The 24,920-nt window shown below is 51.3% G+C and carries 24 protein-coding genes, 1 pseudogene and 1 riboswitch; of the genes and pseudogenes, 16 read left to right on the top strand and 9 right to left on the bottom strand.

The features are described 5' to 3' along the window. Positions 1 to 810: 810 nt before the first annotated feature. Positions 811 to 1,317, top strand: a complete 507-nt coding sequence (locus CCE92_RS12425; protein WP_206601404.1) for a hypothetical protein — start codon at positions 811 to 813, stop codon at positions 1,315 to 1,317. 104 nt (positions 1,318 to 1,421) lie between these two features. Continuing rightward, complete coding sequence (locus CCE92_RS12420; RefSeq protein ID WP_088008348.1) at positions 1,422 to 3,044, top strand: GmrSD restriction endonuclease domain-containing protein; 1,623 nt, start codon at positions 1,422 to 1,424, stop codon at positions 3,042 to 3,044. Positions 3,045 to 3,130: 86 nt separating this feature from the next. Here CCE92_RS12420 and CCE92_RS12415 read toward each other — a convergent pair whose 3' ends face one another. Further along, entirely contained in the window at positions 3,131 to 4,267 is a 1,137-nt protein-coding gene (locus CCE92_RS12415) for a DUF4878 domain-containing protein (protein WP_162287873.1), read from the bottom strand. A 271-nt stretch (positions 4,268 to 4,538) separates the two neighbouring features. Between CCE92_RS12415 and CCE92_RS12410 the strand changes: the two genes are divergently transcribed. The 4 genes from CCE92_RS12410 to CCE92_RS12400 all read left to right on the top strand — a co-directional run bounded on the left by CCE92_RS12410 (position 4,539) and on the right by CCE92_RS12400 (position 9,234). Further along, positions 4,539 to 5,156 (top strand): hypothetical protein, encoded by a 618-nt coding sequence (locus CCE92_RS12410; RefSeq protein ID WP_088008343.1) that lies wholly within the window; start codon positions 4,539 to 4,541, stop codon positions 5,154 to 5,156. Positions 5,157 to 5,772: 616 nt separating this feature from the next. Continuing rightward, entirely contained in the window at positions 5,773 to 7,440 is a 1,668-nt protein-coding gene (locus CCE92_RS12405; protein WP_088008341.1) for an alkaline phosphatase, read from the top strand. Positions 7,441 to 7,515: 75 nt separating this feature from the next. Continuing rightward, positions 7,516 to 7,710, top strand: a complete 195-nt coding sequence (locus CCE92_RS15875) for a hypothetical protein (RefSeq protein WP_162287872.1) — start codon at positions 7,516 to 7,518, stop codon at positions 7,708 to 7,710. Positions 7,711 to 7,749: 39 nt separating this feature from the next. Then, positions 7,750 to 9,234 (top strand): amidase family protein, encoded by a 1,485-nt coding sequence (locus CCE92_RS12400; RefSeq protein WP_088008339.1) that lies wholly within the window; start codon positions 7,750 to 7,752, stop codon positions 9,232 to 9,234. A 94-nt stretch (positions 9,235 to 9,328) separates the two neighbouring features. Here the strand turns inward: CCE92_RS12400 and CCE92_RS12395 are convergent, their stop codons facing one another. The 3 genes from CCE92_RS12395 to arr all read right to left on the bottom strand — a co-directional run bounded on the left by CCE92_RS12395 (position 9,329) and on the right by arr (position 11,238). Continuing rightward, on the bottom strand, positions 9,329 to 9,511 hold the full coding sequence (locus tag CCE92_RS12395; RefSeq protein WP_088008338.1) for a hypothetical protein: 183 nt from the start codon (positions 9,509 to 9,511) through the stop codon (positions 9,329 to 9,331). Positions 9,512 to 9,686: 175 nt separating this feature from the next. Further along, positions 9,687 to 10,736, bottom strand: coding sequence for an aromatic acid exporter family protein (locus CCE92_RS12390; RefSeq protein ID WP_088008336.1), 1,050 nt, complete (start codon positions 10,734 to 10,736; stop codon positions 9,687 to 9,689). 85 nt (positions 10,737 to 10,821) lie between these two features. Next, a complete protein-coding gene (gene arr / locus CCE92_RS12385) occupies positions 10,822 to 11,238 on the bottom strand; it encodes an NAD(+)--rifampin ADP-ribosyltransferase (RefSeq protein WP_088008334.1) in 417 nt (138 codons plus the stop codon). Between the two features lie 310 nt (positions 11,239 to 11,548). On the opposite strand from arr, the gene CCE92_RS12380 reads away from it, so the two are divergent. From CCE92_RS12380 to CCE92_RS12370, 3 genes are all read left to right on the top strand, one after another. After that, positions 11,549 to 11,995, top strand: a complete 447-nt coding sequence (locus CCE92_RS12380) for a DUF4385 domain-containing protein (RefSeq protein ID WP_088008332.1) — start codon at positions 11,549 to 11,551, stop codon at positions 11,993 to 11,995. Positions 11,996 to 12,029: 34 nt separating this feature from the next. Then, positions 12,030 to 12,914 (top strand): proline iminopeptidase-family hydrolase, encoded by an 885-nt coding sequence (locus CCE92_RS12375; RefSeq protein WP_088008330.1) that lies wholly within the window; start codon positions 12,030 to 12,032, stop codon positions 12,912 to 12,914. Between the two features lie 162 nt (positions 12,915 to 13,076). Then, a complete protein-coding gene (locus CCE92_RS12370; RefSeq protein WP_088008328.1) occupies positions 13,077 to 13,814 on the top strand; it encodes an SDR family NAD(P)-dependent oxidoreductase in 738 nt (245 codons plus the stop codon). Positions 13,815 to 13,956: 142 nt separating this feature from the next. Here CCE92_RS12370 and CCE92_RS12365 read toward each other — a convergent pair whose 3' ends face one another. Continuing rightward, positions 13,957 to 14,991 carry a zinc-binding dehydrogenase gene (locus CCE92_RS12365; protein WP_088008326.1) on the bottom strand — a complete coding sequence of 345 codons (1,035 nt, stop codon included), beginning with the start codon at positions 14,989 to 14,991 and terminating at the stop codon, positions 13,957 to 13,959. A gap of 255 nt (positions 14,992 to 15,246) precedes the next feature. Between CCE92_RS12365 and CCE92_RS12360 the strand changes: the two genes are divergently transcribed. From CCE92_RS12360 to CCE92_RS12335, 6 genes are all read left to right on the top strand, one after another. Continuing rightward, positions 15,247 to 15,855 carry a response regulator transcription factor gene (locus tag CCE92_RS12360; RefSeq protein WP_162287871.1) on the top strand — a complete coding sequence of 203 codons (609 nt, stop codon included), beginning with the start codon at positions 15,247 to 15,249 and terminating at the stop codon, positions 15,853 to 15,855. A gap of 166 nt (positions 15,856 to 16,021) precedes the next feature. Then, positions 16,022 to 17,239, top strand: a complete 1,218-nt coding sequence (locus CCE92_RS12355; protein WP_088008352.1) for an MFS transporter — start codon at positions 16,022 to 16,024, stop codon at positions 17,237 to 17,239. A 44-nt stretch (positions 17,240 to 17,283) separates the two neighbouring features. Next, positions 17,284 to 17,688 (top strand): DUF6508 domain-containing protein, encoded by a 405-nt coding sequence (locus tag CCE92_RS12350; protein ID WP_088008322.1) that lies wholly within the window; start codon positions 17,284 to 17,286, stop codon positions 17,686 to 17,688. Between the two features lie 74 nt (positions 17,689 to 17,762). Beyond that, complete coding sequence (locus tag CCE92_RS12345) at positions 17,763 to 17,999, top strand: hypothetical protein (protein ID WP_088008321.1); 237 nt, start codon at positions 17,763 to 17,765, stop codon at positions 17,997 to 17,999. Positions 18,000 to 18,239: 240 nt separating this feature from the next. Then, positions 18,240 to 18,974: a plasmid pRiA4b ORF-3 family protein gene (locus CCE92_RS12340; protein WP_088008319.1), complete on the top strand. Its 735-nt coding sequence runs from the start codon at positions 18,240 to 18,242 to the stop codon at positions 18,972 to 18,974. Positions 18,975 to 19,174: 200 nt separating this feature from the next. Then, positions 19,175 to 19,396 carry a hypothetical protein gene (locus CCE92_RS12335; RefSeq protein ID WP_088008317.1) on the top strand — a complete coding sequence of 74 codons (222 nt, stop codon included), beginning with the start codon at positions 19,175 to 19,177 and terminating at the stop codon, positions 19,394 to 19,396. 73 nt (positions 19,397 to 19,469) lie between these two features. Here CCE92_RS12335 and CCE92_RS12330 read toward each other — a convergent pair whose 3' ends face one another. From CCE92_RS12330 to CCE92_RS12320, 3 genes are all read right to left on the bottom strand, one after another. Then, positions 19,470 to 20,597, bottom strand: a complete 1,128-nt coding sequence (locus tag CCE92_RS12330; protein ID WP_088008350.1) for a 5-methyltetrahydropteroyltriglutamate--homocysteine S-methyltransferase — start codon at positions 20,595 to 20,597, stop codon at positions 19,470 to 19,472. A 61-nt stretch (positions 20,598 to 20,658) separates the two neighbouring features. Then, entirely contained in the window at positions 20,659 to 21,831 is a 1,173-nt protein-coding gene (metC, locus tag CCE92_RS12325; RefSeq protein WP_088008315.1) for a cystathionine beta-lyase, read from the bottom strand. Positions 21,832 to 21,939: 108 nt separating this feature from the next. After that, a riboswitch (SAM riboswitch) is annotated at positions 21,940 to 22,043 on the bottom strand. Positions 22,044 to 22,168: 125 nt separating this feature from the next. Continuing rightward, a complete protein-coding gene (locus CCE92_RS12320; RefSeq protein WP_088008313.1) occupies positions 22,169 to 22,951 on the bottom strand; it encodes a glucose 1-dehydrogenase in 783 nt (260 codons plus the stop codon). A gap of 152 nt (positions 22,952 to 23,103) precedes the next feature. On the opposite strand from CCE92_RS12320, the gene CCE92_RS12315 reads away from it, so the two are divergent. Then, on the top strand, positions 23,104 to 23,727 hold the full coding sequence (locus tag CCE92_RS12315; protein WP_088008311.1) for a TetR/AcrR family transcriptional regulator: 624 nt from the start codon (positions 23,104 to 23,106) through the stop codon (positions 23,725 to 23,727). Between the two features lie 182 nt (positions 23,728 to 23,909). Here the strand turns inward: CCE92_RS12315 and CCE92_RS12310 are convergent. Continuing rightward, positions 23,910 to 24,920, bottom strand: a pseudogene (locus CCE92_RS12310) (MFS transporter); the annotation flags it as partial.

Genomic DNA, 24,920 nt, shown 5'->3' with positions numbered 1-24,920 from the left:
GCTGCTCGATGAGTTGTCGAAGGTTTAAATCGGATGGTTGTTCAAGGTGTTGAGTGATTATAACTGCTATAAAAGAAACGTCCATGTTTTGAAAAAAACTGTTCGCCTTGACTGCGTTAAATACTATAGAGGGACAAAGAGCTGTTAGATACCAACAAGTAACTGACAGCTTTTTTCTATAGTCGATCCAGTGCAAGGTAGACACAGCAATTTAGGAAAAGTGGCGGTAATTATCTGAAATATACAAAACAAACGTCTATCTTGTTGGTTTTTCCTAAAGTGCTAGTAGTCTCCACAACGATGTGATAGCATAATTCATTTTTTACTCTGAAATGACAAGTCTACACGAGTTACTTCAATCTGGAGGGATATCGATGGCAGTTTGTCTATGGCGAATGAATGCGGGATTATTTCGATGGCCCAGTAACCGGTTGGTCTCAATGGTTGTGTGAAAAAATCGCAAATCTTGACCTGTAGAAGCAACTTTTAAAGAAATAGGAGGCAGGAAAAGAAAGTTATCAAGAAGGCGTGCTGGAGAAGGTGGCGAGGAAACATTTTAGGTATTCCCAGTCCTATGTATCTGTGTTTTTGCTAGGACAGGTCAGCATACTTCAATTCGACCATGTACGTTGCTAAATAAAGATTTCCCTTTTCTTCATTATCCTTTATTACTTCCTGGTGACAATCAACTTTATAGGCGATTTTCTAGTAAAATATTAAAAATAGAAGGAATTGGATACTAGTATATCGAATTGATAGTGATTGTATAAAGAAAAATCAGATCCAAAATTATTTTCAAAGGAGGGCATGATGAGTAATTTTCAGCGGAAGCTTTCAATCAGCAATTCTCATGTAGGAAGGGATTTTGAAGAGGCGGCATTGCAGTACTTCGAGCAAAACGGCGTAGTGCTGGAACAAGGAGTGTCTTTGCCGGTAGGGATTCACAAGCAAAAGAAGAACCACATTTTTGATCTGGGCAGTTTAGCCGGTAGCTCTGAAAAAATCATCGTTGAATGTAAATCCCATAAATGGACTTCGGGCGGCAACGTTCCCAGCGCGAAGATGACGGTCTGGAACGAAGCCATGTATTATTTCCTGCTGGCTCCACGTGGATTCAGGAAGATTTTTTTCGTGTTAAAAGACTATAGCGAAAGAAGAAACGAAACGCTTGGAGAATATTACATAAGACGGCATGGTCATTTGATTCCTGAAGATGTCGAATTTTTGGAGTATAATCCGGAAACGAAAGAAGTGGAATTTCTGCGCACCGTCGAATATAGGAATCTGCAGAATACAGTTGGTTCCATAATGGAGTAGCGGTGTTGTGATGGTTTTTTACTGCTTAATCGGCAACCTCTTTTGCAGTCCTTAAGAAAAGATGGAGCCATAAATCAAAGACATAATAACTTGGGGGATAATGAATGTATCAGCCAGAACCGCAATCAATGACGTTTTCAACGTTAATTCATGAAATCGATAAAGGGATAATTAAAATCCCGCAATTCCAGCGCGATTTTGTATGGTCGCTCGATCAGTCTGCAAAGCTGATTGACAGTATCATCAAAGGCTATCCCATCGGCACATTTATCTTGTGGGAATCAAAGGAGCGGCTCCGGTCGGTTCGTGACATAGGCGGCGCCAGCCTTCCGGAGACACCGCCCGGGTCGATGGTGCAGTATGTTTTGGATGGGCAGCAGCGCATGACGAGTTTGTACGCATCTTTAAAAGGATTGAAAGTTCCGCGGGAAAAGGGAGCGGATGATTTTTCGGAACTGTATATCGATCTCACCGCTTCGGAGGAAGAGGCGATCATTATTACAGACATTAAGGATTACTCGGCTGAAGAAGTGATTTCGCTCCGCAATTTGCTTGAGGGCGGAATTTCTGTATTGGCAGCATATCCGCCTGAGTTATTTCCGAAGCTGGAGAATTATAAGAACCGGCTGCATACATATCGTTTTTCGACAATCCTACTTAGAGAAGCGACTATCGACGTGGCAACGGAAGTCTTCACGCGTCTGAATGTGGGCGGGAAGAGTCTGACGGTGTTTGAAATCATGGTAGCGAAAACGTATGACGATGAACGGGATTTCGATCTGTCAGAAAGGTTTGATGAACTGATCGACAGGATGGAACTGGTCGGGTATGAGACGATTTCCGACAGCACGGTTCTGCAGACAGTTTCCATGTTATTGGCAGGTGAATGTGCGAGAAAGAATATCCTGAAGCTGGATAAACAGGCGTTCATTGATATTTGGCCATCGGCTGTAGATGCGATTGAGAGAGCAGTGGAGTATTTCCGGACCTATTACCGGATCCCGGTGTCCAAACTGCTGCCTTATAACGCGTTAATTGTGCCTTTCTCTTACTTTTTCTATCATCATCCGTCCAAACCGGTTAACGACATGAAACGGTATTTGGATGATTTCTTTTGGCGGGTGTCCCTGTCAGAACGATATACAAGCGGATCGGAGACAAAATTAGCACAGGACATTAAACGGATCGACCAAATCCTCCGGAATAAGCTGCCGCGGTATGACACACAAGTGGATACCAGTCCTGAGTTTATTGAAGAGAATGGATGGTTCAGCGCGAACCGCAGTTTCATCAAAGCGGTTTTGTGCCTGATGGCGTACCAGGAACCGAAATCCTTCAGTGACGATTCGACTGTTGTGATGAATAATGATTGGCTGAAGCAGGCAAACAGCAAAAACTATCATCACTTCTTCCCGAAAGCTTACTTACGAAAGAAAAAGGAAGACGAGTTCTATATCAATCACATTGTGAATATTACGATCGTCGATGATTTCCTGAATAAAAGCAGAATCCGGGCCCATGCGCCTTCAAAGTATATGGAGATGTTTAAGAAAGAAAACGGCGGGCTTGCCCAAACGATGAAGACGCATCTTATCGAAGATTTAGAGGCTTACGGAATATGGGAAGATGACTATGAGGTGTTTTTTGAAAAACGCGCAGCGAAAATCAGTGAAGAACTTACAAAGAGAATCATTCTCCAGCAGAAGCGGCCTCTGTTGGTCGATTAGCTGAAAGCAGGGACTCCGGATAGGTGACAGGCTAGATTCTATAAAAAAAGGCATTGAAACCCGGAGAGGTCCAATGCCTTTTCTTGTTAGTTTGTTATTTCATATTCGATAATTTGTTCTTCCGTAATGGTCTCATATGTTTCTGTTTCCATGGAATCACTCAGCACGATTCGGACTTTCTCAACTTTTGCAGGATCGGTCTTAATGACTACTCCAACTTCTCCTTCTTTACTTACTGCTCCATAATAATCGGGATCTTGTGCTTCGTCATAATCGATAAAGTCTTTCCAGTCGGTGTAAATATCGATTTTTTCCTGTTTGCCCTCAGAAAATAAGACGACTTCATTGATGCCATTGAATGTCATGTCCTTGTCAGAAGTATTTTCAGCATTAAATTTAATATAGAAGTATGTGAAACTGTTATTGGGAATTTCGTCTGTATACATGCTTATTGCACTCAATTCCTCGTCTGATACATTTGAAGCTTTTTTAAAGGAAAGTTCCTCTAATGTAATATTGAAAGGTTCAACTTTTTTCTGCTGATTTTCTGCCACTGTTGAAAGAACGTCAATTGTTTTTTCTGATTGAACTTCTTCTGCTGGAGCCGCTGCGTCTTCACCTTCAGATAACAAATCCTCAAACTGAGATGCATTGGCAAAAATAGCATCGGTCAAACTATCGTCATCGATGATTTTAAAATTGCCGTCTTCATCTTTTTCTAAATTGAACTCCACATCTTGCGTAGCCATAACAGGGTCTTCGGCAGTAATGTACTTTATCATCGTATTAAAAGTCAGTTCTTCCATCGCTTTTTCAGTTTCTGGTGTGGGTTCCTCAAAGGCGTTTGCAAAAGCGATGGGCATGACTTCCGCCATCGTGCTGGAGAGAACGCTGGCGAAATCGATAGAAGTAATTTCCGCTTTTACGACTGCGCTGCTTTCTTCAACAGAAATCTCTTCGGGCTGCTGAAACTCGTAGTTTTCTGAAATACTCTCCATCATTTTTAAGAAAAGTTCTTCATCTTCAGGTGTCTCTTGGTCATCGGCCAGGCTGTCTACTCCGCCCTCAACATAAGAACCTGCTTTTTCAAAGTCACCTTCCTGTACGGCAGTCAAGAAATTACTTACTACAGTTGTTGGATCTTCTTCTCCGCATCCACTTAAAAAAACCAATGATACACCAGTAATGATCGCGCCTTTAACAAAAGGTTTTGTGGGACTCAATCTTTTGACTTCCTCTCTGTATTCCATATTCTATATCTAAATAATACCATATCAGTGAATAAAAAGACTAAGTTCAGAAGAATTAATAACAGTAGCTATTTAAAATATTGGCAGTAGTTTTATATCAAAGACCGGTACTGAGATGTGAGGCTAAAAAACTAGTATTTTCACTAATAAATTTGCATAAAATTTCCAATACCCAATGGTAATAGGATAAAATAGAAGTAACAGCTGGAACAGGCAGAAATTCAGAAGAAATGGGGTGTAGAAAGTGAAGATTAGCCAAGAAATGAGTAGGGGTGCATACAAAGTCGCCCAAAAAGTGTATGCCGGGCAATTATCAAGACAGGAAGGCAAAATTGAAATCAACCGGTCCACAGGAATGAACGAAGGCTCTGCTTCAGCATTCATCACCATTTTTCTTGCCATGATGGAAGGAGAGGTTTATAAGCGGGCATTCAATAATGAAACAACCCATTTTCTGTTGACAAGCATCAAAAAAGACTACGGGGAAGAAGCGTTTATCCGGGCACTTAGCGCCGCACAAAAGCATGTTAATTACTATGCTTCTCTAAAAAGGGGAAGTTTAGTCGGTTTTCAAGAAATTATAGATGAGTTACAGGGAACAAGCGCAACAGGACTGGCAGGTACATACCAGGCGAAAAATACGAGGATGAGAAACGAAGCGCCACTTAAAAAATTTTCTTTATATAAGAATGGTGTCCATTTGTACGACTTTGATACTCTGGCAGCATGTGCCAAGTGGCTGGAGAATATTATTGGAGGCAGTCTGAGTCAGGGCTTGAGCAGAATCCGGGACGGGGAATGGATACCGGATGAAAAATCTCAGCTGTTTGGATATGAAGTGAAAAACAATATTCAATCGTAGAGGAAAGAATGGGAGTCCGGTTTTTCTGCTTTCATTCATTGCCTGCAAGTGGGAATAGTAATTCAAAACGAAAACCCAAATAATGAAAGAGGATGGATGAAGATGCTGTCATTGTTTATAAAGAAATGCGCTGTCTGTAAAAAGAAGGCGATCGAGCCCCGTAAATACTACGATGATCAGCATAAGGCTGTTCTCGTCTGTGTAAAATGTGTAGATTATGCGGAAAGAAGGGCATTTCGAAAGCGGAGTGCCTGACGATGAACGCAGGCTTGAAGCAGCACCCGGACAAAATGGTTGTCCAGCGGCAAAAATAAAGTGCAATAGTGGAGACGGAGAGCTTAAAGGCTCCCTGCTTTCTTGTGAAAGTGCAGCAGAATATTGAATAAAAATATATATAGAACAATGAATATATGCACAGTCATGAAGCATAAACTTAAACGTTAGCCGGAAAACCCTCACTTCGAACCATTCAGCACAATGTTAAGTGATGGTTAGTTTATACCCGCCATTTACCATTCGTTCACAAAACCCATACACAAAATCCATATGCCCTCAATAATCAGATGCCATACTGGGAATCGGCAACATCATTACGACGATTCCAGGAGGGTACAGGATGAAAAACAAGTTGGGCAAGAAGGCAGTCGGCGTTTCCGCGGCTGCGGCGATCGCGTTTACTTCTTTCGGCGTGTTGGCGAACACTCCCGCACCGGAAGCGAAGGACATGAAGGATGAACCGACGAACGTCATCATGATGGTCAAGGATGGCACAAGTGCCGGAGCCATTACGCTGGCCAGATGGTATAAAGGGGAAAGCCTGGCGATGGATGAGATCCTTGTCGGCGGCATGCGCACCCACTCCGCTGAATCGGCCATTACAGATTCTGCTCCGGCGGGAACGGCGATGGCCACTGGACATAAAACGAACGACAAAGTGATCGGCTTGCTCCCGGAAGTCGTGACTTCCCCAGTTGCTGAGCAGGTGTCGCCGGAAGATGCGCTCGAGCCGGTCGCGAACATTCTGGAAGGCGCTGAACTGGCAGGGAAATCGACAGGCATCATCTCGACATCTGAAATCCAGCACGCCACACCGGCTGCGTTTTCTTCGCACGCACCGACCCGCTACGACTATGACGATATCACGGAGCAGCAAGTGTATCAGGACATGGAAGTCGTCCTTGGCGGCGGGAAAAATTCCCTGACCCCGGACAGTGAAGAAGACGCGCGTCAGGACGGCGAGAACTTGCTTGAGGTCATCGGTGACAACGGCTATGATTTCGTGGAGACGAAAGCGGAACTGATGAATTCCACAGCGAATAAATTATGGGGCGCGTTCGCACCGGCTGCCCTCATGTACGACTTCGACCGCCAGGCGGCCAGCAGCACTGAAGAGCCGTCGCTTGCGGATATGACTTCGAAAGGCATCGAAACGCTGGCGAAAGACGAAGACGGGTTCTTCCTGTTCGTCGAAGGCAGCAAAGTGGACTGGGCCGCCCATGCGAATGACCCGATCGGCATCATCAGCGATGTGCTCGCATTCGATGCGGCCGTTGCGGAGGCAGTGGAGTTTGCGAAGGAAGACGGCAACACGATGGTCATCGTCGTCAGCGACCACGGCAACTCCGGCATCACGATGGGCAACAGCAACACAAGCGGTACATATTCATCCATCCCGGTCTCCGCGTACATCGACCCGCTGAAAAAAGCGGAAATGACCGTCGAAGGGGCGCTGTCGAAGCTGAAAGCGGACCGCTCGAACCTCGTGGAAGTCGCTGCGCTCTACGGCCTCGATGATCTGACGGCGGAAGAACTGGCTTTATTGAAAGAACAGAAAGACACGCGGAAGCTGTCGGACGCGATGACCGACATGCTCGCTGAGCGGGCGAACCTCGGCTTCACGACCGGCGGTCATACCGGGGAGGACGTCTTCCTGTACGCGTACGGCCCGTCAAAACCGACCGGCCTCGTCGATAACACGGCGCTCGCCTCCGCGATGGCGGGTCACCTCGGTGTCAACCTCGCGGATGTGACCGATGAGCTGTTCGTTGAAGCGACGGAAGCGTTTGAACAAAAAGGCTTCGCTGTCCGAATCGACCGGACGGATGCGGAAAACGTCGTATTCATCGCCGAAAAAGGCAAAATCCGGATTGAACTTCCGGAAAATAAAGACGTCGCGTATGTGACGCAGAATAACAAGAAATACGAGAAAGAACTGGACGGCGTTACGGTCTTTAACGGAGAAGAGTTCTTCGTTTCCGAAAATGCACTGAACATGTCGAAATAAGAAAAGCGAAAAAGCTGGCTTCCCGGAGTAATGGGAGGCCGGCTTTTTCGCTTCCGGCAGAGCGGGAATCAGTGCGTGATACAGGAACGGACGCTGGCTGGTTGTCTTTTGTTTCTTGTATTGAGGGATTTGTGGCAAGTAATATTGGGTGCGATGATGGTCATTCTTTTTGAAAAATCGCGCCTGAAAGAAGGAATTTGCCAGCCGAAAGCCGTATTAAATGAAGTGGCTTTCTCAAACAGCGGGAAGAACAGCCGGAAAAGCCACTGAAGCGGAACTGCCGGATCATAATCGGATGGATGTGTGAAGTTGGAACGGAAACGAAAGTTCAATGAATTTTTCAAAGAAGAACTGACCATTTCGGAAGTTCAGGAAGCGATGGAGACGGGGCGGATCACCGCAAAAGAGCTGGTGATGTACTGCCTGGACCGGATCGCTTCGTTCGACCAGCAGGGTCCTGTCATCAACTCGATCATCGAAATCAACCCTTATGCCATTTTTATTGCGGAAGGGTTGGATCAGGAAAGGAAGATGAAAGGTGTGCGAGGGCCGCTTCACGGCATTCCGGTCCTCTTGAAAGATAATATTGGCACGCATGACGCCATGCATACGAGCGCGGGGACGCTCGCGCTTCGGCACCACATCAGCAGCGAAGACGCGTTTCTTGTAACGCGCCTCCGGAAAGCCGGAGCGGTCATTCTCGGGAAGACGAACATGACGGAACTCGCGAACGGCATGTCGCTCACGATGCCGGCGGGTTTTTCTTCAAAAGGCGGGCAGACATTGAATCCGTATGGCCCCGGCCGTTTATTCGTCGGGGGCTCGAGCTCTGGTGCGGCCGCAGCGGTAGCGGCCAATTTTGCGCTCGTGTCGGTAGGGACGGAAACGGACGCTTCCATCCTGAGTCCGGCCATCCAGAACGCCGTGGTGGGGATCAAGCCGACAGTCGGGCTCATCAGCCGCACGGGCGTGATTCCTTTTACATACACCCAGGACACGCCGGGACCGATCGCCCGGACAGTGGAAGATGCGGTCCGGCTGCTGAATGTGCTGTCGGGAGAAGATCCGGCGGACGCCGCGACGTTTCGGAGCGCGGGCAGAAGGGTGGAGGACTATACGGCATTTTTGGATGCTGAAGGTCTGAAGGGAGCCACAATCGGTGTGTTTACGGCGGCAAATGAATCGTATTTCCAATCCGGGGAACATGATGAAGAACTGTTCCGCGCCGCAATCAATGTCTTGCGCAGCCAAGGGGCGACGGTTATTGAAGACATCGAGATTCCTTCATTTGACCGTGACTGGAGCTGGGGAGTCCCTATTTACGAAATGAAGCACAGCCTGCAGAATTTCCTCGCGGGCTTGCCGCCTGGCGCGCCGGTTCATACGGATGCTGAACTGATTCAGTTTAATAAAACAAACAACGAACAGGCGCTGAAATACGGGCAGAACATGCTGGAGTACCGGGAAGGCTTGCCGGCGGGCTTGAAAAATCCGGAATACCTTAACGCGAAACTGGATGATTTGTATTTTTCGCAGGAGCAGGGGATTGATTGTGCGCTTCGCACTTACGGAGTCGATGCGATTTTGTTTCCTTCGTATATCGGGTCGACGATTTGCGCGAAAGCGGGGTATCCTTCCATCGCCGTACCGGCCGCATTCATGCCGAACGGAAGGCCATTCGGGGTGACATTCGCAAGCGGCGCCTTTACGGAAGGGCTGCTGATCAAGCTGGCATATGCTTTCGAACAGGCGACGTTGCACAGGCGCCCGCCGGCGTTGGACATATCCAACTAAAAAAAAGCGAAAAAGCTGGTTCCCTGGAAAAGTTTCCGGGGAACCAGCTTTGTTGTTTGCCATGGAATCTTCAGCTTCGCCACTATTTTTTCCGTCAGGCGGATGCCGGATTATCAGGCGCTCCTTCATTGACCATCCGCTCAGTCCCGGATTCACAGGAGCACGGTTCTATGTCCTCCAAAGGTTTTTCCGCCTCCGGATCCGGTCCGAGAAATCGCTCGTCTGTCATCCAATCTATCGCTTCTTCGTAAGCCGCCCGGTCATCGAATACTGTCATAGGAAACGCTCCTTTGCATAAGAATGGCCTGTGGCTGGATCGGCAGGAACTCTGCGGCGACTGCAGCGGGTATCAAGGTCCATGATAAAGCGGGCGGACCGAAAAACCATTGACGGCGGTCAAGAATAAATGCAAAAAACCCCGTGGAAGCACGGGGAGGATGCCGGGAACAAGCTTATTCCCCCGCTTCGCGCGCAGCTTTCACACTGTTCGGGTCAAAGAACTTGTCCACCAAATCGCAGATTGTGATGAGTTCGTAGAGAATCGTGAATTCCGGCGGGAACTGGGTCGGACGCGCAGCTTCCTTTGCGGTGATTGCTTTGCTGTTCTCCCAGAACAGATTCGTGACCGTTTTCAATTGGCGCTCGTGCTTTTCGTGGTTGTAGTCGACGGAATGCTTCAAATCGTCCGCCAGCTCTGTGACGGCGCCCATGATGATTTCCCGCTCAGCGGTGGTCCATTTGATTTCGTGCGCGGGGATCCGGAGCAGCGCATCCGAGTGGAATTCCAGATTGTGCAGGAACAGCAGCTGCTTTTCCGCCACGCGGAGCTCGGCTTCCCGTGCCCGGACCCATCTGTACAGACTGGATTCATCCCGCTGATAATTGATCAGTTTCTCCGTCTTTCGGATTTCCTTGATCAGCCGCTTCACGAGCAGCTGTTCTTCCTGGCGGTGCGTGCCGCCTTCGAACAGGATCGTACGGAAGGTATGTTCCAGCATGCTGCCTGCGCATTCACTGATCCGCTGGATGCTTTCCAGGATATCCTTCCGGTAGTCCGGCGGGAAGACCAGCATATTTACAGCGGTGGACACGAGCAGCCCGATAGTCGTTGTCCCGAGGCGAATGAAAAAAGAAATCAGGACATGATCGTGGATGACTTCCACCATCGCGACGGATGTCAGCGTCGCAACGAGCAGGCCGGCATGCAGATGGAGCCGGTAACAGACTAAAATCGTTGAGACGGCGGCAAGTGTATAAGTGATCGGGGAATTGCCGAAGAGTGTAATGAAGAACACGGCGAACGCCGAACCGATGGCAGAGGCCGGGAAGCGGACCAGCCCTTTTTTGATCGAATCGCTGACTGTCGGTTCGACCGTCACAATCGCCGTAATGACGGCAAAGACGGGCGGCCAGTTCAGCCACTCGCAAATCACAGCAGTCAAAAAGATGGCCAGCCCTGTTTTCACGATTCGGCTGCCATTGAAATGAAAGTACCGCTTCATAATTCCACCCCCCGGCTTTAAGCTTATTTTTCCTCTATATTTCAGTATACCATCCGTGCCAACCGGATTCCGGCCGACAGTGCATTCAGTCGATGATCACCGCTTTTCCCTGCTCCCGCAGCGTTTTCAGCGAAGCGAGCATCCCGTCGATTTCTTCATCGGAATGCCGTTCCCAAGTGGCGAGTTCCGCCACGATCTTCAACGGGGATTTGGACCGGTACGAGCGGGTGGGATTTCCGGGAAAGCGCTGGTCGGTCAGGTTCGGGTCGTTTTCAAATTCGCCAAGCGGCTCCACGATATAGATCCGTTCCTGTGCATCACCGGCGGCCAATTCAGCGCCCCATTTCGCGGCATTCAGCGTCGCTGTGAAATAGATGTAATTGGATTTCTTGTCCTGATAATTCGAGCGGTTTTGCGCCTCCAGTAAATCGCCGAGCTTTAGAGCGGCTTTCGTCCCGTGGAAGAAAGGGCCAAGATCCAATACGTTTTGGCTGTCATTCATCGTTTAAGTGCCTCCTGTTCCTGTGGGGGTGTAAACACAGTATAGGACAGGGGAAAAGGGAAAAACAGTCTATAATTGAAAGCGCAGCAAGGGTATACTAGAAGTAGAGAAGGAAGCCCGGTGGCTCCCATCCGTCCGGAACCCGCTCAGTAAAAACGTGTACTCTCTTTTATTTCAGTAAATCCAAACAAGGAGGAAGCCGCTCCTGATGGCTAGTTCATCAGGAGCGGTTTTTTTCGCGTTCAGGAAATTGTTCCGGCGGTTGTCTTTTCCGGGAAACGGGTATTCAATCGGCAGGGAGTGAGTCACTATGGCATTCGACTACAGTCTTGATTATGAAAATCTGGACCTCCGGCAGCATCCCGAACTGTACCGGGTCGGCAAAGACGAGCAGGGCGTGCTGCTCGTAGAGCCGTACAAAAGCGAGATTTTGCCGCACTGGCGTTTCAAGACGCCGGAGATTGCGCGGGAATCGTGTAATAAAATTTATGGGATGTTCGAGGATTACCGCAAGGAAGATGATTTCGTCGGTATGGATATGGCGCGGAAGTTCATCCAGATGGGCTACACGCGGGCGCGCCGCTACACGAATTACAAGGGCGGCCGCAAATACAACAAAGACGGCAGTGTGAAAGAACGGCAGCTGGATCCGGTGAAAGCGGAAGCTGCCGCCATTTTCAAAGAAAGATGGGACGAGATCGGAAAAGACGAGGATTACCTCAAGCGAAAAAAGGAGCATCAAAAAAAGTACGGCTGACCCGCGTTGCGGACAAGAGAAAGGGGAAAGAAGGATGGAAAACGTAAAAGAAGGATTCATCCCGGTAACCGGCGGGAATGTCTGGTACCGGATTTCAGGAAACGGCCCCGGCATTCCGCTGCTGATTTTGCACGGCGGACCGGGGTCGAGCAGCATCGACAGCGATCCGCTCCGGCAGCTCGGGACCGACCGGCCGGTGATCCACTATGACCAGCTCGGCAGCGGAAAGTCGGACCGGCCGACGGATACGCGTCTCTGGACAGTGGAACGCTTCGTCGAGGAACTGGGACAGGTGGTCCGGGCACTCGGATTGGAAGAATTCCACCTGCTCGGCCATTCCTGGGGGACGATGCTTGCCGCATCATACTTAGCCGGCAAGCCGGCAGGTGTCCGGAGCGTCATTTTCTCCAGCCCCGCCTTGAGTGCGCGCAGGTGGGAACAGGACCAGCGGAAGTACTTGCGTGAATTCCCGCAGGAAATCCAGGAGACGATCGAGCGCAGCGAACGGGAAGGGACGACCGATTCCGAAACGTACGCTGAAACGGTGAGAGCGTACTACGAACGCCACTTTTGCAGGGTCACCCCATGGCCGCAAGAGCTGGAAGACGAGATGGCCGGGATGAACCAGCAAGTGTATAACTTCATGTGGGGCGCGTCCGAATTCACAGTCACCGGCACATTGAAGGACTTTGATGCGACCGGATGGCTGCCGGAAATCAGCATTCCGGCTCTGTTTACATGCGGCCGTTTCGACGAAGCCACGTCTGAAGCGACGGAATACTACGCGGGTCTGGTGCCGGCGTCGGAGTTCCATGTATTCGAACACAGTTCGCACATGCCGGGGATCGAGGAACCGGACACATATGCCGAAGTGATCCGCGAGTGGCTGAACGGACAGGATTTGAAGCCGGGGGCGTGACGTAGGAAAGCGGATGGTCGACAAAGCTGGCAAATCTGTCGAGTTAATCGACAGAGGGGCGTCTATTGATGATTGGATTGCGGCAGGCACAGGACTAAGATGAAAATGTAAGCCGTTTCAATGGACAGCCGGCTGAACGATCATACGTGAGGAGAGATAATCATGGGTAAATTGCAGGACAAAGTGGCGGTCATCACAGGCGGGGTTTCAGGCATCGGCGCTGCGACGGCGCGTTTATTCGCAGCTGAAGGCGCAAAACTCGTCCTCGTAGATTTCAATGAAGAGAAAGGCGCCGCTATGGAAGCGGAGCTGAAATCAGAAGGGACGGAAGCTGTATTCGTCAAAGCGGACGTCACGAGTGAAGAAGAAGTCAAATATATTTATGAGCAGGCGCTGTCTGTGTTCGGCAAAGTGGACATCTTGTTCAACAATGCGGGGATCGGCGCGGTGAAACCGACCGAAGAATTGACGTATGCAGAATGGAGAAAAACGGTAGAAGTGGACCTGGACGGCGTATTTCTGGTCGCACAGGCTGCCATTAAAGAATTTCTGAAAACGGGCGGCGGCGTAATCGTCAACACAGCGTCGATGTACGGCTGGGTCGGCTCGCCGGGCAGCGCAGCTTACAACGCGGCGAAAGCCGGCGTCATAAACTTGTCCCGGTCGCTTGGCTTGGAATACGCTGAGCGCAATATCCGTGTGAACGCCATTTGCCCAGGATTCATCGAAACACCGATCCTTGGGGAGACCGACCGCGAATTCCTGACGAATGCGACGCCGATGAAGCGTCTCGGCAAACCGGAAGAAATCGCAAAAGCGGTGCTGTATCTGGCGAGTGATGACTCGAGCTTCATGACAGGCAACAGCCTGATCGTCGATGGCGGCTACACTGCGCAGTAACCGATTTTCATTGTCCATTAAACGTCAGTCTCCTATGAATTAAGAGACGGGCGTTTTTCGGGTCAGAAAGGAATAGACGAAAGTGAAATTAAAAGACCGCTGCGGAAATCCAGCAGCGGTTTAAATCGTTTTGAAGCCACTTTCAACTGTAATCCGTTACAACGAATGTCCCGGTCGTTTTGAAATTGGTCATGTCATGGAAGATGCCTTCCACTTCACTCAATTTGATTTCATCAGTCACCATTTTTCCGGGCTGCAGCTTTCCAAGCGCGACTTGCTCCAAAAGCTTAGTGAACCGGAACGCGGGAATGCCCAAGGTCGTGATGAATGACTTTTCGTTCAGGACCATATCGTCGACCGGAATGGAAATAAATCCAGCTTCTTTTTTGGAAGTCACACCGACCTGCAGGTGCCGTCCGCCTTTTTTCAAGCTATTGATGGCTGGCACGCACGTCTCTGTGATGCCGAGTGCATCGACAGATACATCCGCTCCGCCCTTGGTGATTTCTTTGACAGCTTCGACCGGGTCATTCTCTTTACTGTTTACGACATAATCGGCGCCCAGCTTTCTGGCCAATTCCAAGTTTGCCGGATTAATGTCGACACCGATGACGAATGCGCCCATTGACGAAGCGATATGGATGGCGGACAGCCCGATACCCCCGCAGCCATAGACGACGACTTTCTCACCCGGCATGACGTTGACCCGGTCAATCACTCCATGATACGCCGTCATGAAACGGCATCCCAAGGCAGCAGCGTCAGAAAAACTGAGGGAGTCGGGCAGCATCATCACATTGCGGTCCCCTTTTGGCACCGCGACATATTCACCGTAACCGCCCTGGTAGGCAGTGCCGGGGACGAGGAACGAATCACATAAATGGGTGTTTCCTGCGATGCAGTGCGGGCAAGTGCCGTCGCTGCCGGAAAACGGAACAATCACCCGGTCTCCCCGTTTGAAGTTCTTAACATCACTGCCGACTTCTTCGACCACTCCGCAAAATTCATGACCGATGATCGGCTGGACGATGCCATGGTCCCCGACCCAGACATGCCAGTCGCTTCGGCAAACCCCGTTCGCCATTGTTTTGATCAGGATTCCGTCTTTTTCAATTGCCGGAGCAGGCACATCTTTCACTACTGCTTTTTGAATGTCTTCCAGAACTAACGCTTTCATACGAATTCCACATCCTTTTCTGAGAGTTCTTGTTTTATTGGGAACACCGGGCGGTAATGAAGAGGACTGAAAAAGATAACGCTTACAGTTATTAATGCTATAATATTCAATAGATTTAGTATATTACCTAATAAGTGGCGATTATCTACCCCTAAAGGACGTGAAACGATGGTTCAAGCAGTACCTTTTTCTGAGCAGCTTCTGCACCTTAAAAAAATCACCAGCCATGAAAAGCTTATTGTGGAGATCCTCAGGGTGTTTACACGACTATGTCCGGTAGGGAAGGCTTATTTATGCCGGTATTCTCCGATCGGGTTTTTAGGAGAAGGGGTCATTTCACTAAAGCAGGAAGAAATAAACTACATACACGACTTAAGGTATGATATCCGGACGCTGCCGACCATTGAAGCGGCGATCAAGGAGCGGCGGGCCAAGTACTATGGAAGCCAGGAACTTTTTGAAAAAACGAGCAGCCAATACATCATCGATTCCAATGTCACTTCCTTTTTGGTGATGCCGATTTTTGAGGGGATTACAGTCATGGGCTTCATTTACAGTATGGAAATCCCGGATGATGAGGAGATTTCACCATCCTTGCTGGATCAGCTTACGGAGTTCGGCGAACAGGTGGGAAGGATTTTGCATTCCTTTTCACTGAATACGGGCCGGGAGATGCTGAGTAACCGGGAACTGGAAGTCATGAAGGAAATTTCGAGAGGGGCTGCAACGAAAGAAATTGCCGATTCTCTTGGCATCAGTGAATTCACAGTAAAGCAATATGTAAAACTGGCCATTAAGAAAACCGGTGCGGCGAATCGCGTCCATGCGGTTTCGGAACTGATAAGGAGAGGGATTATTACGTAGGCGTGATGTACCCTCGTGCTGAAAACCCGGCGGCATGCGGATTCCGTTCTATTTTGCATGTCTGGGATAGTAATCTTCCATTACCGGTTTCGAGACGGCAGCGATCAGCCAGAAAGGGTATAATGAGCGTAGTATTTCGAATCCGGAAAGGTCAGTGAACGCCATCATGTCCCGCACAGCCGCATCTCCGCTCGCCGCCGGTCCCGTCTATCCGATCATGTTCGCAATCGGGGCGTGCCACTTGCTCAACGATACCCTCCAATCCGTCATTCCGGCACTTTTTCCGATATTGGAACTGGAGCTCGGCCTGACGTTCACCCAGCTTGGGCTGATCACCTTCGTACTGAATATGCTGGCGTCGGTCCTGCAGCCGGTCGTCGGCCTCATCAGCGACCGGAAACCGATGCCGTTCGCGCTGCCGCTCGGCATGACGAGTTCGTTCATCGGGATCGCGGGTGTCGCGTTCGCCCCCGAATACTGGATGATCCTCCTTTCGGTCGTGTTTCTCGGGTTCGGCTCAGCAGTGTTCCATCCGGAAGGATCCCGCGTGTCGTTCATGGCGGCGGGTCCGAAAAGAGGGCTTTCGCAGTCCATTTACCAGGTCGGCGGAAATTCCGGTCAGGCGCTCGCACCGCTGATCGGTGCGTTCATCCTGGTGCCGCTCGGCCAGGAAGGGGCGGCGCTGTTCCTATTCGTCGCGGCGGCCGGCGTTCTGATCTTGACCGCCATCTCGAAGTGGTACAAGAATGAGCTGGCGCAAGAGAAGCTGGGCAAGCGGAAGCGGACGGTGCTGTCTTCCATGCCGGACCTGACGAAAAAACAGGTCGGCATCGCGCTGACGCTGCTGCTCGTCATCATCTTCGCCCGTTCGTTCTATGTCACGAATATCACGAGTTTCTATATCTTTCATTTGATGGACAACTACGGGCTGAGCATCCAGCACGGCCAGTTGTATGTGTTCCTGTTCCTGGCGGTCGGGGCGGCCGGCACGTTTTTCGGCGGACCGCTAGCGGACCGGATCGGGCGAAAGAATGTGATCCTGCTGTCGCTGCTCGTGCCGATTCCGCTGTGCCTGTTCCTGCCGTATACGCCGCTCGCGGCGGTTCCGGTTTTATTGACCGCCATCGGATTTTTCATCATGCTCAGTTTCTCGGTCACCGTCGTTTATGCGCAGGAACTCGTCCCGAGCAAAATCGGGACGATGGCCGGTCTGACGGTCGGGCTCGCTTTCGGCATGGGGGCGATCGGAGCGGTCGTCATCGGGATGCTCATGGACCGGATCGGCGTGTATCCGACGATGATCGTCATTTCAGTCCTGCCGATTTTGGGGCTCGTCGGCCTGGGTCTGCCGCGGGACCGGCAGCCGGGACAGCCGGCACAATGAAAATTTCACGCTGCTGATTTCAGAATCGATCGGAGGCATCGGAAATGGAAGATTACCGGCGGCTTTATGCTTTTTTACCTTATTTTGAGGAAATCCGATACAGCCGGGAGCAGTCGTTTTTCACGGAACAGGAAATGACAGGTACCGTCTATTCAGCGGAAATGGAGAATTTTGCGGAAAGCGTCTATTCCTCGGGATTCACGGATGCGGAATACGCGCACACTATGCATAAATACGGTGTCGAAAGCGAAGAAGACATGAAGAATCGGCTCGCTTTCGCCGATCAAGCGCTTTTGAAAGCGATTGTGACACATATGATCAGGGCGGAGCGGTTCATATCCGGCGCGTGGATCACATATGAAGAAAAGGGAATGTTCGTGACTGCACTCCGGCGCCTTGGCGACCTCTACGGCTATTCCGGGAGTGATGGGGAAAGCCCGGGGGAGTGATGCGACGGGACAAGGTCCGTCTTTATCGGGTATGAATGGGATGGAAATGAGCAGAGGAAAAGAGAGGAGACGGAATGCAGACATTTTTGATGATTTTACTGGCAACGGGAATCGGCTGGCTGCTGCTATTCTTTACAGGGCTGACCGGCCCGCTGTTTACGGGTTTGCTGGCATTCGGTATCATCGTCGGTCTTCAGCTGCGGATCATCAGCCTGCTGAAGGAATGGATGGGGCTGCGCGTCCGACCTGAAGATAAAGCGAAAATGGCGAGGGATGAATATACCCGGGAGCGGGATGGACTGGACCGCTGAAGCACAACGCTCTGGGAGGGAATAAGAGGACCGGAAGGAATGGCGGCATACAGCAACGTTTCCTTGTATTGAATAGGATTCTGCCTAAACAGGGTCATTTCATAGAATAAAGCGCTGCCGGCGAATCCAAGGATTTCCGGGGGCGCTCTTTGCATAATGACGCGAATGCTACAATAACGGTGACTGTGTCTGGTACTGAGATGGCGATTGAACAGCCGACAAGAAAGGCGGAATGCAAAAGTGAAAGCATATATAATCCGGATTACACTCGAACAGACTGATCCGCTGATTTGGCGGAAAGTCATCCTGCCGGCAGGCGCGACGTTCAATATGCTCCATGATATCATTCAGCAGACGACGAACTTTCAGAGCGGCTATCCGTACGAGCCGTATCACCTGTTTGCATTCGATCTTCCCGAGGATAATATCCGCGTGACGAACGACGAAGAAGCATATGAGGAACATAAGTTTTTTGTGAAAAACCGGAAGGAGTTCGAGGAGCGGCTGAAAACAAGAAAGCCGGAGCACCTGGAATTCGAAAAGCGGTACCAGGAACGGCTCCGGACGGAAGTGCGGAAGCCGGTCAGCCTGAAAATCGATGAGTTTCTGGAACGGAATGAGGTGCTTACGTACCGTTATGATTTCGGTGACGGATGGGAATTCTGCATTGAGCTCGAAGATGTGGTGGATGATTATCATTTCGGCTATCCGACGCTGCTGGACGGAGCGGAAACGGCACCGCCTGAAGATGTGGGCGGGGTACCCGGGTTTTATTCATTTCTGACGGCATACCGCGATAAGAGGAACCCCGATCATAAGGAAATGAAGCAGTGGGCGGAAAGCCAGGGGTTCAAAGAATACGATCCTGACAAAATCAACGAACGGCTGAAAAGCCGCCGGTACAAGAAGACGGAATGGGATAAGATCGAGCACGAAAATTATCGGATCATCCGCGACAAGTACCGGAAGAAGTGATCGGGTTTATTGACAAGAAAGCTGGAAAGGAAGGGGCGCCCATGGGAAAGTTGGATGAATTGGCGGAGGACTTCCTGCTTTTTTCATCGATGGAATCGAATTGCCGGATGACACAATGTGAGACAATGCTATAATGGAACCTTCAGAAGACAGGGAAGCTCCCAAAGCCACCTGCAACTAAACGATAGAGGTGCGATCAGATGAATAAACGATGGACGATCGATCAAATAAGAACATTCGTGGAGAACAATTCGGACAGCCGGCTGTTATCGACCGAGTATCACGGATTCTCCCAGAAACTGCTGTTCAAGTGCGCTTGCGGCAACAACTTCGAAAAGACGTTCACGAAGTTCAGTAAGAATAACCAGCGCAAATGCGACGAATGCCAGCCGCCGAAGCCGTCACGCGGACGGAAATCCTGACCGTCGCTAGTTTAATATCTTTTTGAGGAACAACAAAGCAGCCGCGGACCATCGCGGCTGCTCTTTTTTACTATTACTCTCCGAAAATTTCCTCAGAGACTTCGACGATATAGCGCAATTTATCCCACTGCTGCTGCTCGGTGAGTTTATTGCCATGATGGGTGGACGCGAACCCGCATTGCGGGGAGATGCAGAGCTGGTCGAGCGGTACATACTCGGCGGCTTCGGCGACGCGCGCTTTGATGGTCTCTTTGTCTTCAAGCTCGCCGTTCTTCGATGTGAAGACGCCGAGAACGACTTTCGGTCCGCCGGCCGGGATGTGTTCGAGCGGCTTGAAGCTGCCGGAACGGTCGTCGTCGTATTCGAGGAAGAAGCCATCCACTTTTTCTTTGGCGAACAAGGTCGGCGCGATCAGCGCATAGCTTCCTTCGAATGCCCAATCGGATTGGTAATTGCCGCGGCACAGGTGCGTGGTGACAGTCAGGTCTTCCGGTTTTCCTTCGAGCACGCCGTTGGCGACACGCAGCGCCAAATCGATCAAATAGTCGCGGTTGTACTTTCCGTCGTTGAACGGAATGTCCGGTGATGACAGGCCGGCGATGTAGACGTCATCGATCTGGATATAGCGGGCGCCGGCGTTATAGAACGCGGCAAGAGCGTCGCGGTAAGCCTGGATGACGTCTTTCGCGTATTCCTCAAGATCCGGGTAGATGTCTTCGTTGCGGACCCCTTGGTTGAAGAACTGATTCGGGCTCGGAATGGTCAGTTTCGGGACGGCGCGGCCGCCGACGATTTCCTTGAATTCGATGAAGTCCTTGACGAACGGATGGTCTTCGCTGAATGAGATCTTGCCGATGTTGCGGACGTCGTAAGCTTCCGTCTCGACGTGCTTGAACTGGTAACCTTTTTCCGGCGTGTATCCTTCGAATCCGTTAATGTGCGCCATGAAGTCCGTGTGCCAGAACGTGCGGCGGAATTCGCCGTCCGTGACGGCTTTCAGGCCGACTTCGATCTGCTTGTCCACCGCATGTTTGATTTCAGCGGTTTCGATGTCCCGCAATTGCTGGGCTGAAATGGTCCCTTCCTTGAAATCCCGGCGTGCCTGGTGGATGCTTTCGGGACGGAGCAGACTTCCGACGTGGTCTGCTTTGAACGGGGCTTTCACTGCTTGTTTTGTTGTTTCAGCTGTTGGGTTTGTCATCATGGATTCCTGCTTTCTTTTTTAGGTTTTGGTCCGATTCGGTTCGGTTCGGTTCCGTTGGTCAATTGGCGATGCTGAGTTTGCTTTTGATGCGGACTTTCTCGAGTGCCTGCTCCAAGTCTTCGATCAGGTCCTCGTCATGTTCGAGGCCGACGGACAAGCGGAACAGGCCGTCGGTGATCCCGCGTTTTTCGCGTTCTTCTTTCGGCATGGCGGCGTGGGACATCGTGGCCGGGTAGGACAGGATCGTCTCGACGGCGCCTAAGCTGACGGCGAACACCGGGATGCGCAGAGCGTCCTTGAACAGGCGCGCCGCGTTTTTGTCGGACAGCCGGAAGGACAGGACGGCGCCGTTGCCGCTTGCCTGCCGCTCGTGGATCGGATGTCCGGGGTGGAACGAGAAGCCCGGGTAAAACACTTCTTCCACGACGGGGTGGCCGTGCAGGAATTCCGCGATTTTCTGTGCCGATCCGCCCGACTGCCGGAGCCGGGCGCCGAGTGTCTTGATGCCCTGGAGCAGCGAATAGGAATCCTGCGCGCCGAGCACGGAGCCGAACGCGTTCTGGATGAAGCCCAGCCGGTCGCCTAGTTCCGCGTCTTTTGTGACGGCGAGACCCGCGGTGATGTCGCTGTGGCCGGATAGGAATTTCGTCGCGCTGTGCAGGACGAGGTCCGCGCCGAGGTCGAGCGGGTTCTGGTACAGCGGCGTCATGAAGGTGTTGTCGACGAATGTCAGGCAGCCGTTCGCCTTCGCCAGTTTGGCGGCGGTTTCGATGTCGGTGATGTTCATCACCGGATTGGATGGTGTTTCGACGTAAATGACTTTCGTGTTCGGGCGGATGGCTTTGGCCACTTTGTCGAGGTCCGTCATGTTGACGAATGAATGATCGATCCCGAATTTATTCAGCACCTCCGCGATGAAGCGGTATGTCCCGCCGTAGACGTCTTCCGAGACGATCACATGGTCACCGGCCGACAGCAGCATGAATGCCGATGAGATGGCCGCCATGCCGGAAGAGAAGGCGAACCCCCGCGTCCCGTTCTCGAGCTTGGCGATCGTTTCCTCGAGCGCGCGGCGCGTCGGGTTGCCCGAGCGGCTGTAATCGTACGGCCCGAATTCATCGATGCTGTTCTGGTGGAACGTCGACGACAGGTAGATCGGGACATTGACGGCGCCGGTGTGCGGGTCGACGCCTGCTGAATGGATGAATTTCGTTTCTAAACGGTCTGTCATGACTGAAGAGCCTCCTTTTCCAATTTTGCGGAAGCGGCCGGTTTTTCCTGGAAATAAAAACAGGACCGCTCCCGAAAAGAAGAACGGTCCTGTTAAGGAAACCCAATCTTCTCATCTTCAAGGCTTGCGCCTTTTGGAATTAGCACCTTTGCCGTTACGGCCGGTTGCTGAGACATCACAGGGCCAAGTCCCTCCGTCTCTCTTGATAAGAATTGAATTATGAAGTTATGCGGCTGTTCAATATGTTCACTTTAAAGGAACAGCCGCGCGAATACAAGGGGAAACTGAAAAATAATTTTCAGTTTTCGCGCTTCTCTGTCCGGTTCTGGCTTCAGGCTCAGTATTTATACGACTGGCCGCCATCAATCGGAATGACCGCGGCGTTGATGAACGTCGCTTTATCGGAAAGCAGGAATGCGACGAGGCTGCCGACTTCTTCCGGTTTTCCGAACCGTTTCATGGGATTGACGCTGACGAATTCTTTGCCGGCCGCTTCCCAGTCGTCGCCAGCGAGCTGGCGGAGCGAGCCTTCGACCATGGGCGTCATGATGGCCCCAGGCGCGATCGCGTTGATGGTGATGCCGAACTGGCCGTATTCCACACCGGAATTGCGGGTGAGGCCCACCACGCCGTGTTTGCTTGCCGCGTAGCCGGACTGGTTGCCGACGCCGCGGATGCCGCCGACGGAAGCCGTGTTGACGATCGATCCGGATCCTTGTTCTTTCATGACTTTGAGGACGTGTTTCATTCCGTAGAACACGCCGTTCAGATTGACGGCGAGGACTTTCGTGAACTCGTCGGAACCGTAGTCTTCCGTCAGGTTCTGTTTGCCTTCGATACCGGCGTTATTGAAGAATCCGTCGATTTTCCCGAATGTGTCCACTGTGAACTTGACGAACTTTTCGACCGCTGCTTCGTCCGTGACATCCGCTTCCACCAGTTCGACGTTTGCATCCGGAGAATTTTTCCGGATTTCGTTTTTGCTTTCTTCGAGTGAATCCCGGTTCAGGTCGACGAGCACGAGACTCCCGCCCTGCTTCGCCACTTCAACGGCCGCCGCGCGGCCGAGACCGGACCCTCCGCCTGTGATGAGTACCACTTTGTTCTGGAAATCGATCAACCGGACCATCTCCTTTTTGTTGGTATGATACTTATTTGTTCTATCCATTGTCAGCGTATCACTGCCGGAAAAGTGGTACAATCAGTAAAAAATCCGGATGTGTCTACTTATTCGACACTTTGGGGGAGTCTGTCGACTTTCGGGAGGAGGGAATGGCGATCGAGGACAAAAAGAAGAGCTCACCGCAGCGTGAGCGGACGAAGCGGGAGCTGAAACAGTCATTTATTGAACTGATCGGGGAAAAAGGGTACAGCCATGTCACGGTCACGGACATCGTGAAACGGGCGGCTTATAACCGGGCGACGTTTTACTTGTACTACTTCGACAAGTCGGACATTACGGAAGACTTGCGCAGTGAGATGTTCGAGAAAATCAAGCATACGAGCATGGAGCGGTACCCTGAGGAGAGGACGGTCCTGACCAGGAGGATGGGCACCGATTCCTTCGATCTGCTGACGTTCGTCTATGATAACCGGTCGTTTTTCAATCTCTATCTGAAGGAAGACACGATTCCAGGCCTCCATCATGATCTTCCGAGAGCGATTTATGAACTGCTGGAAAAGATGTTCACCTTCACGGCGGTGGGGGAGCATGACCTCAATACACCGAAATTCAAGCTGTACATGGCGCATGGGACCGCCGGGCTGATTCTGGAATGGGTGGAGAGCGGCTACGAGGATTCGCCTGCAGAAGTGACGAAGCAGCTCATCCGTATCCTGCAATCGTTCGCGAAAGGATTCACGATTTCGCGCAAGCGTCTTTCCGGGGAGGAATGATTTTTGGAGTCCCTATGTCGGAGATGATCCGGCATTGTATACGCGCATGTGCAGGGAACGATTGGGAGTTGTTTCGGACACAGGCACGCAAAAAAGAAAAAACGAAAACCGGGCACTCACGCAAAAACCGCCTCTTGGCTGACTGGAATCAGCTAAGAGGCGGTTTGTCATTCTTTTAGTTGTTATTCCTCAACCGGGTTCCGGGAGGACATGCGGCGGGCGATCGCCGGCCGTGTCAGTGAAAAGATGGCGCATCCGAGGGCGAGGAGCGTGATGGCGCTGGCCACCCACGGAGTCGCGGACACCGAGCCGGTCTGGCTCAACGTGAAACCGCCGATTGCGGAACCGAGCGCGATGCCCACCTGGAGCGCGGAATTGTTGAAGCTCTGCTGGATATCGGATGTTTCAGGATCCGTTTCAATCAGGTAGCTCTGCTGCGGCGGCGCCAGGCTCCAGCTGAGCGCGGCCCAGACGATCATCACCGGAATGAACACGATGAGTGAAAACGACGTGAGCGGCAGGAGAAGCAGGACGGCCGCAAATGCACCGATCACATACAGGATGCTTTTCTTCGGTCCGATTTTATCTGACAGCGAACCGCCGAACGCACCGCCGCTGACGGCGGCGATGCCGAACAGCAAGTAGCAGATGCTGATCCAGAACGGGTTCAGCTGCAGGTTCGTTTCCAAAAACGGCGTGAAGTACGCGTACACCGTATAGTGGCCGGCCAGCATGAACATCGTGGCGAGGTGGGCGCTGCCGATTTTGGCGCTGGCCACCGCTTTCAGCTGCTGCGACAGCGGTACGGATGTTCCGCCGGGGATCGGCTGGATGAACAGCGAAATAAGCACCATGAACCGAGTGACAGCGCGGCGATGCCGAGGAAAATGATACGCCAGCCGAACGCGTCCGCCACGAGGATTCCGAGCGGAACGCCGAGGACGAGCGAAGAACTGACGCCCATGAAAATGAGGCCGATCGCTTTCGCCCGGTAAGCGGGTGCCACGATTTTCGCGGCGATGGTCAGCGACAGCACGATGATGAGCGCTGTGCTTGTGGCCGTAATGACGCGGGCCGTCATCATCCACGTGAAATCCGGGCTGAAATACGTCATGAGGTTTCCGGCAAAAAAGACAGCCAAGGAAACCAAGTACACTTTTTTGCGTTCGAACCTGCTCGTCATGACGAGCAGA

The sequence above is a fragment of the Indiicoccus explosivorum genome, assembly GCF_002167005.1.
Lineage (GTDB): Bacteria > Bacillota > Bacilli > Bacillales_A > Planococcaceae > Indiicoccus > Indiicoccus explosivorum.
The sequence above is the reverse complement of the archived record's forward strand: the minus strand, read 5'-3'. Positions and strand labels throughout refer to the sequence as shown.

Bases quoted from the DNA above. Each gene is read 5' to 3' on its own strand.
- CCE92_RS12370 (WP_088008328.1), top strand. From the start codon at position 13,077: ATGGGTAAATTGCAGGACAAAGTGGCGGTCATCACAGGCGGGGTTTCA.
- CCE92_RS12390 (WP_088008336.1), bottom strand. From the start codon at position 10,736: ATGAAGCGGTACTTTCATTTCAATGGCAGCCGAATCGTGAAAACAGGG.
- arr (WP_088008334.1), bottom strand. From the start codon at position 11,238: ATGAATGACAGCCAAAACGTATTGGATCTTGGCCCTTTCTTCCACGGG.
- CCE92_RS12395 (WP_088008338.1), bottom strand. From the start codon at position 9,511: ATGACAGTATTCGATGACCGGGCGGCTTACGAAGAAGCGATAGATTGG.
- CCE92_RS12365 (WP_088008326.1), bottom strand. From the start codon at position 14,991: ATGAAAGCGTTAGTTCTGGAAGACATTCAAAAAGCAGTAGTGAAAGAT.
- CCE92_RS12335 (WP_088008317.1), top strand. From the start codon at position 19,175: ATGAATAAACGATGGACGATCGATCAAATAAGAACATTCGTGGAGAAC.
- CCE92_RS12425 (WP_206601404.1), top strand. From the start codon at position 811: ATGAGTAATTTTCAGCGGAAGCTTTCAATCAGCAATTCTCATGTAGGA.
- CCE92_RS12345 (WP_088008321.1), top strand. From the start codon at position 17,763: ATGCAGACATTTTTGATGATTTTACTGGCAACGGGAATCGGCTGGCTG.
- metC (WP_088008315.1), bottom strand. From the start codon at position 21,831: ATGACAGACCGTTTAGAAACGAAATTCATCCATTCAGCAGGCGTCGAC.
- CCE92_RS12405 (WP_088008341.1), top strand. From the start codon at position 5,773: ATGAAAAACAAGTTGGGCAAGAAGGCAGTCGGCGTTTCCGCGGCTGCG.
- CCE92_RS12355 (WP_088008352.1), top strand. From the start codon at position 16,022: ATGTCCCGCACAGCCGCATCTCCGCTCGCCGCCGGTCCCGTCTATCCG.
- CCE92_RS12315 (WP_088008311.1), top strand. From the start codon at position 23,104: ATGGCGATCGAGGACAAAAAGAAGAGCTCACCGCAGCGTGAGCGGACG.
- CCE92_RS12330 (WP_088008350.1), bottom strand. From the start codon at position 20,597: ATGACAAACCCAACAGCTGAAACAACAAAACAAGCAGTGAAAGCCCCG.
- CCE92_RS12375 (WP_088008330.1), top strand. From the start codon at position 12,030: ATGGAAAACGTAAAAGAAGGATTCATCCCGGTAACCGGCGGGAATGTC.
- CCE92_RS12380 (WP_088008332.1), top strand. From the start codon at position 11,549: ATGGCATTCGACTACAGTCTTGATTATGAAAATCTGGACCTCCGGCAG.
- CCE92_RS12350 (WP_088008322.1), top strand. From the start codon at position 17,284: ATGGAAGATTACCGGCGGCTTTATGCTTTTTTACCTTATTTTGAGGAA.
- CCE92_RS12420 (WP_088008348.1), top strand. From the start codon at position 1,422: ATGTATCAGCCAGAACCGCAATCAATGACGTTTTCAACGTTAATTCAT.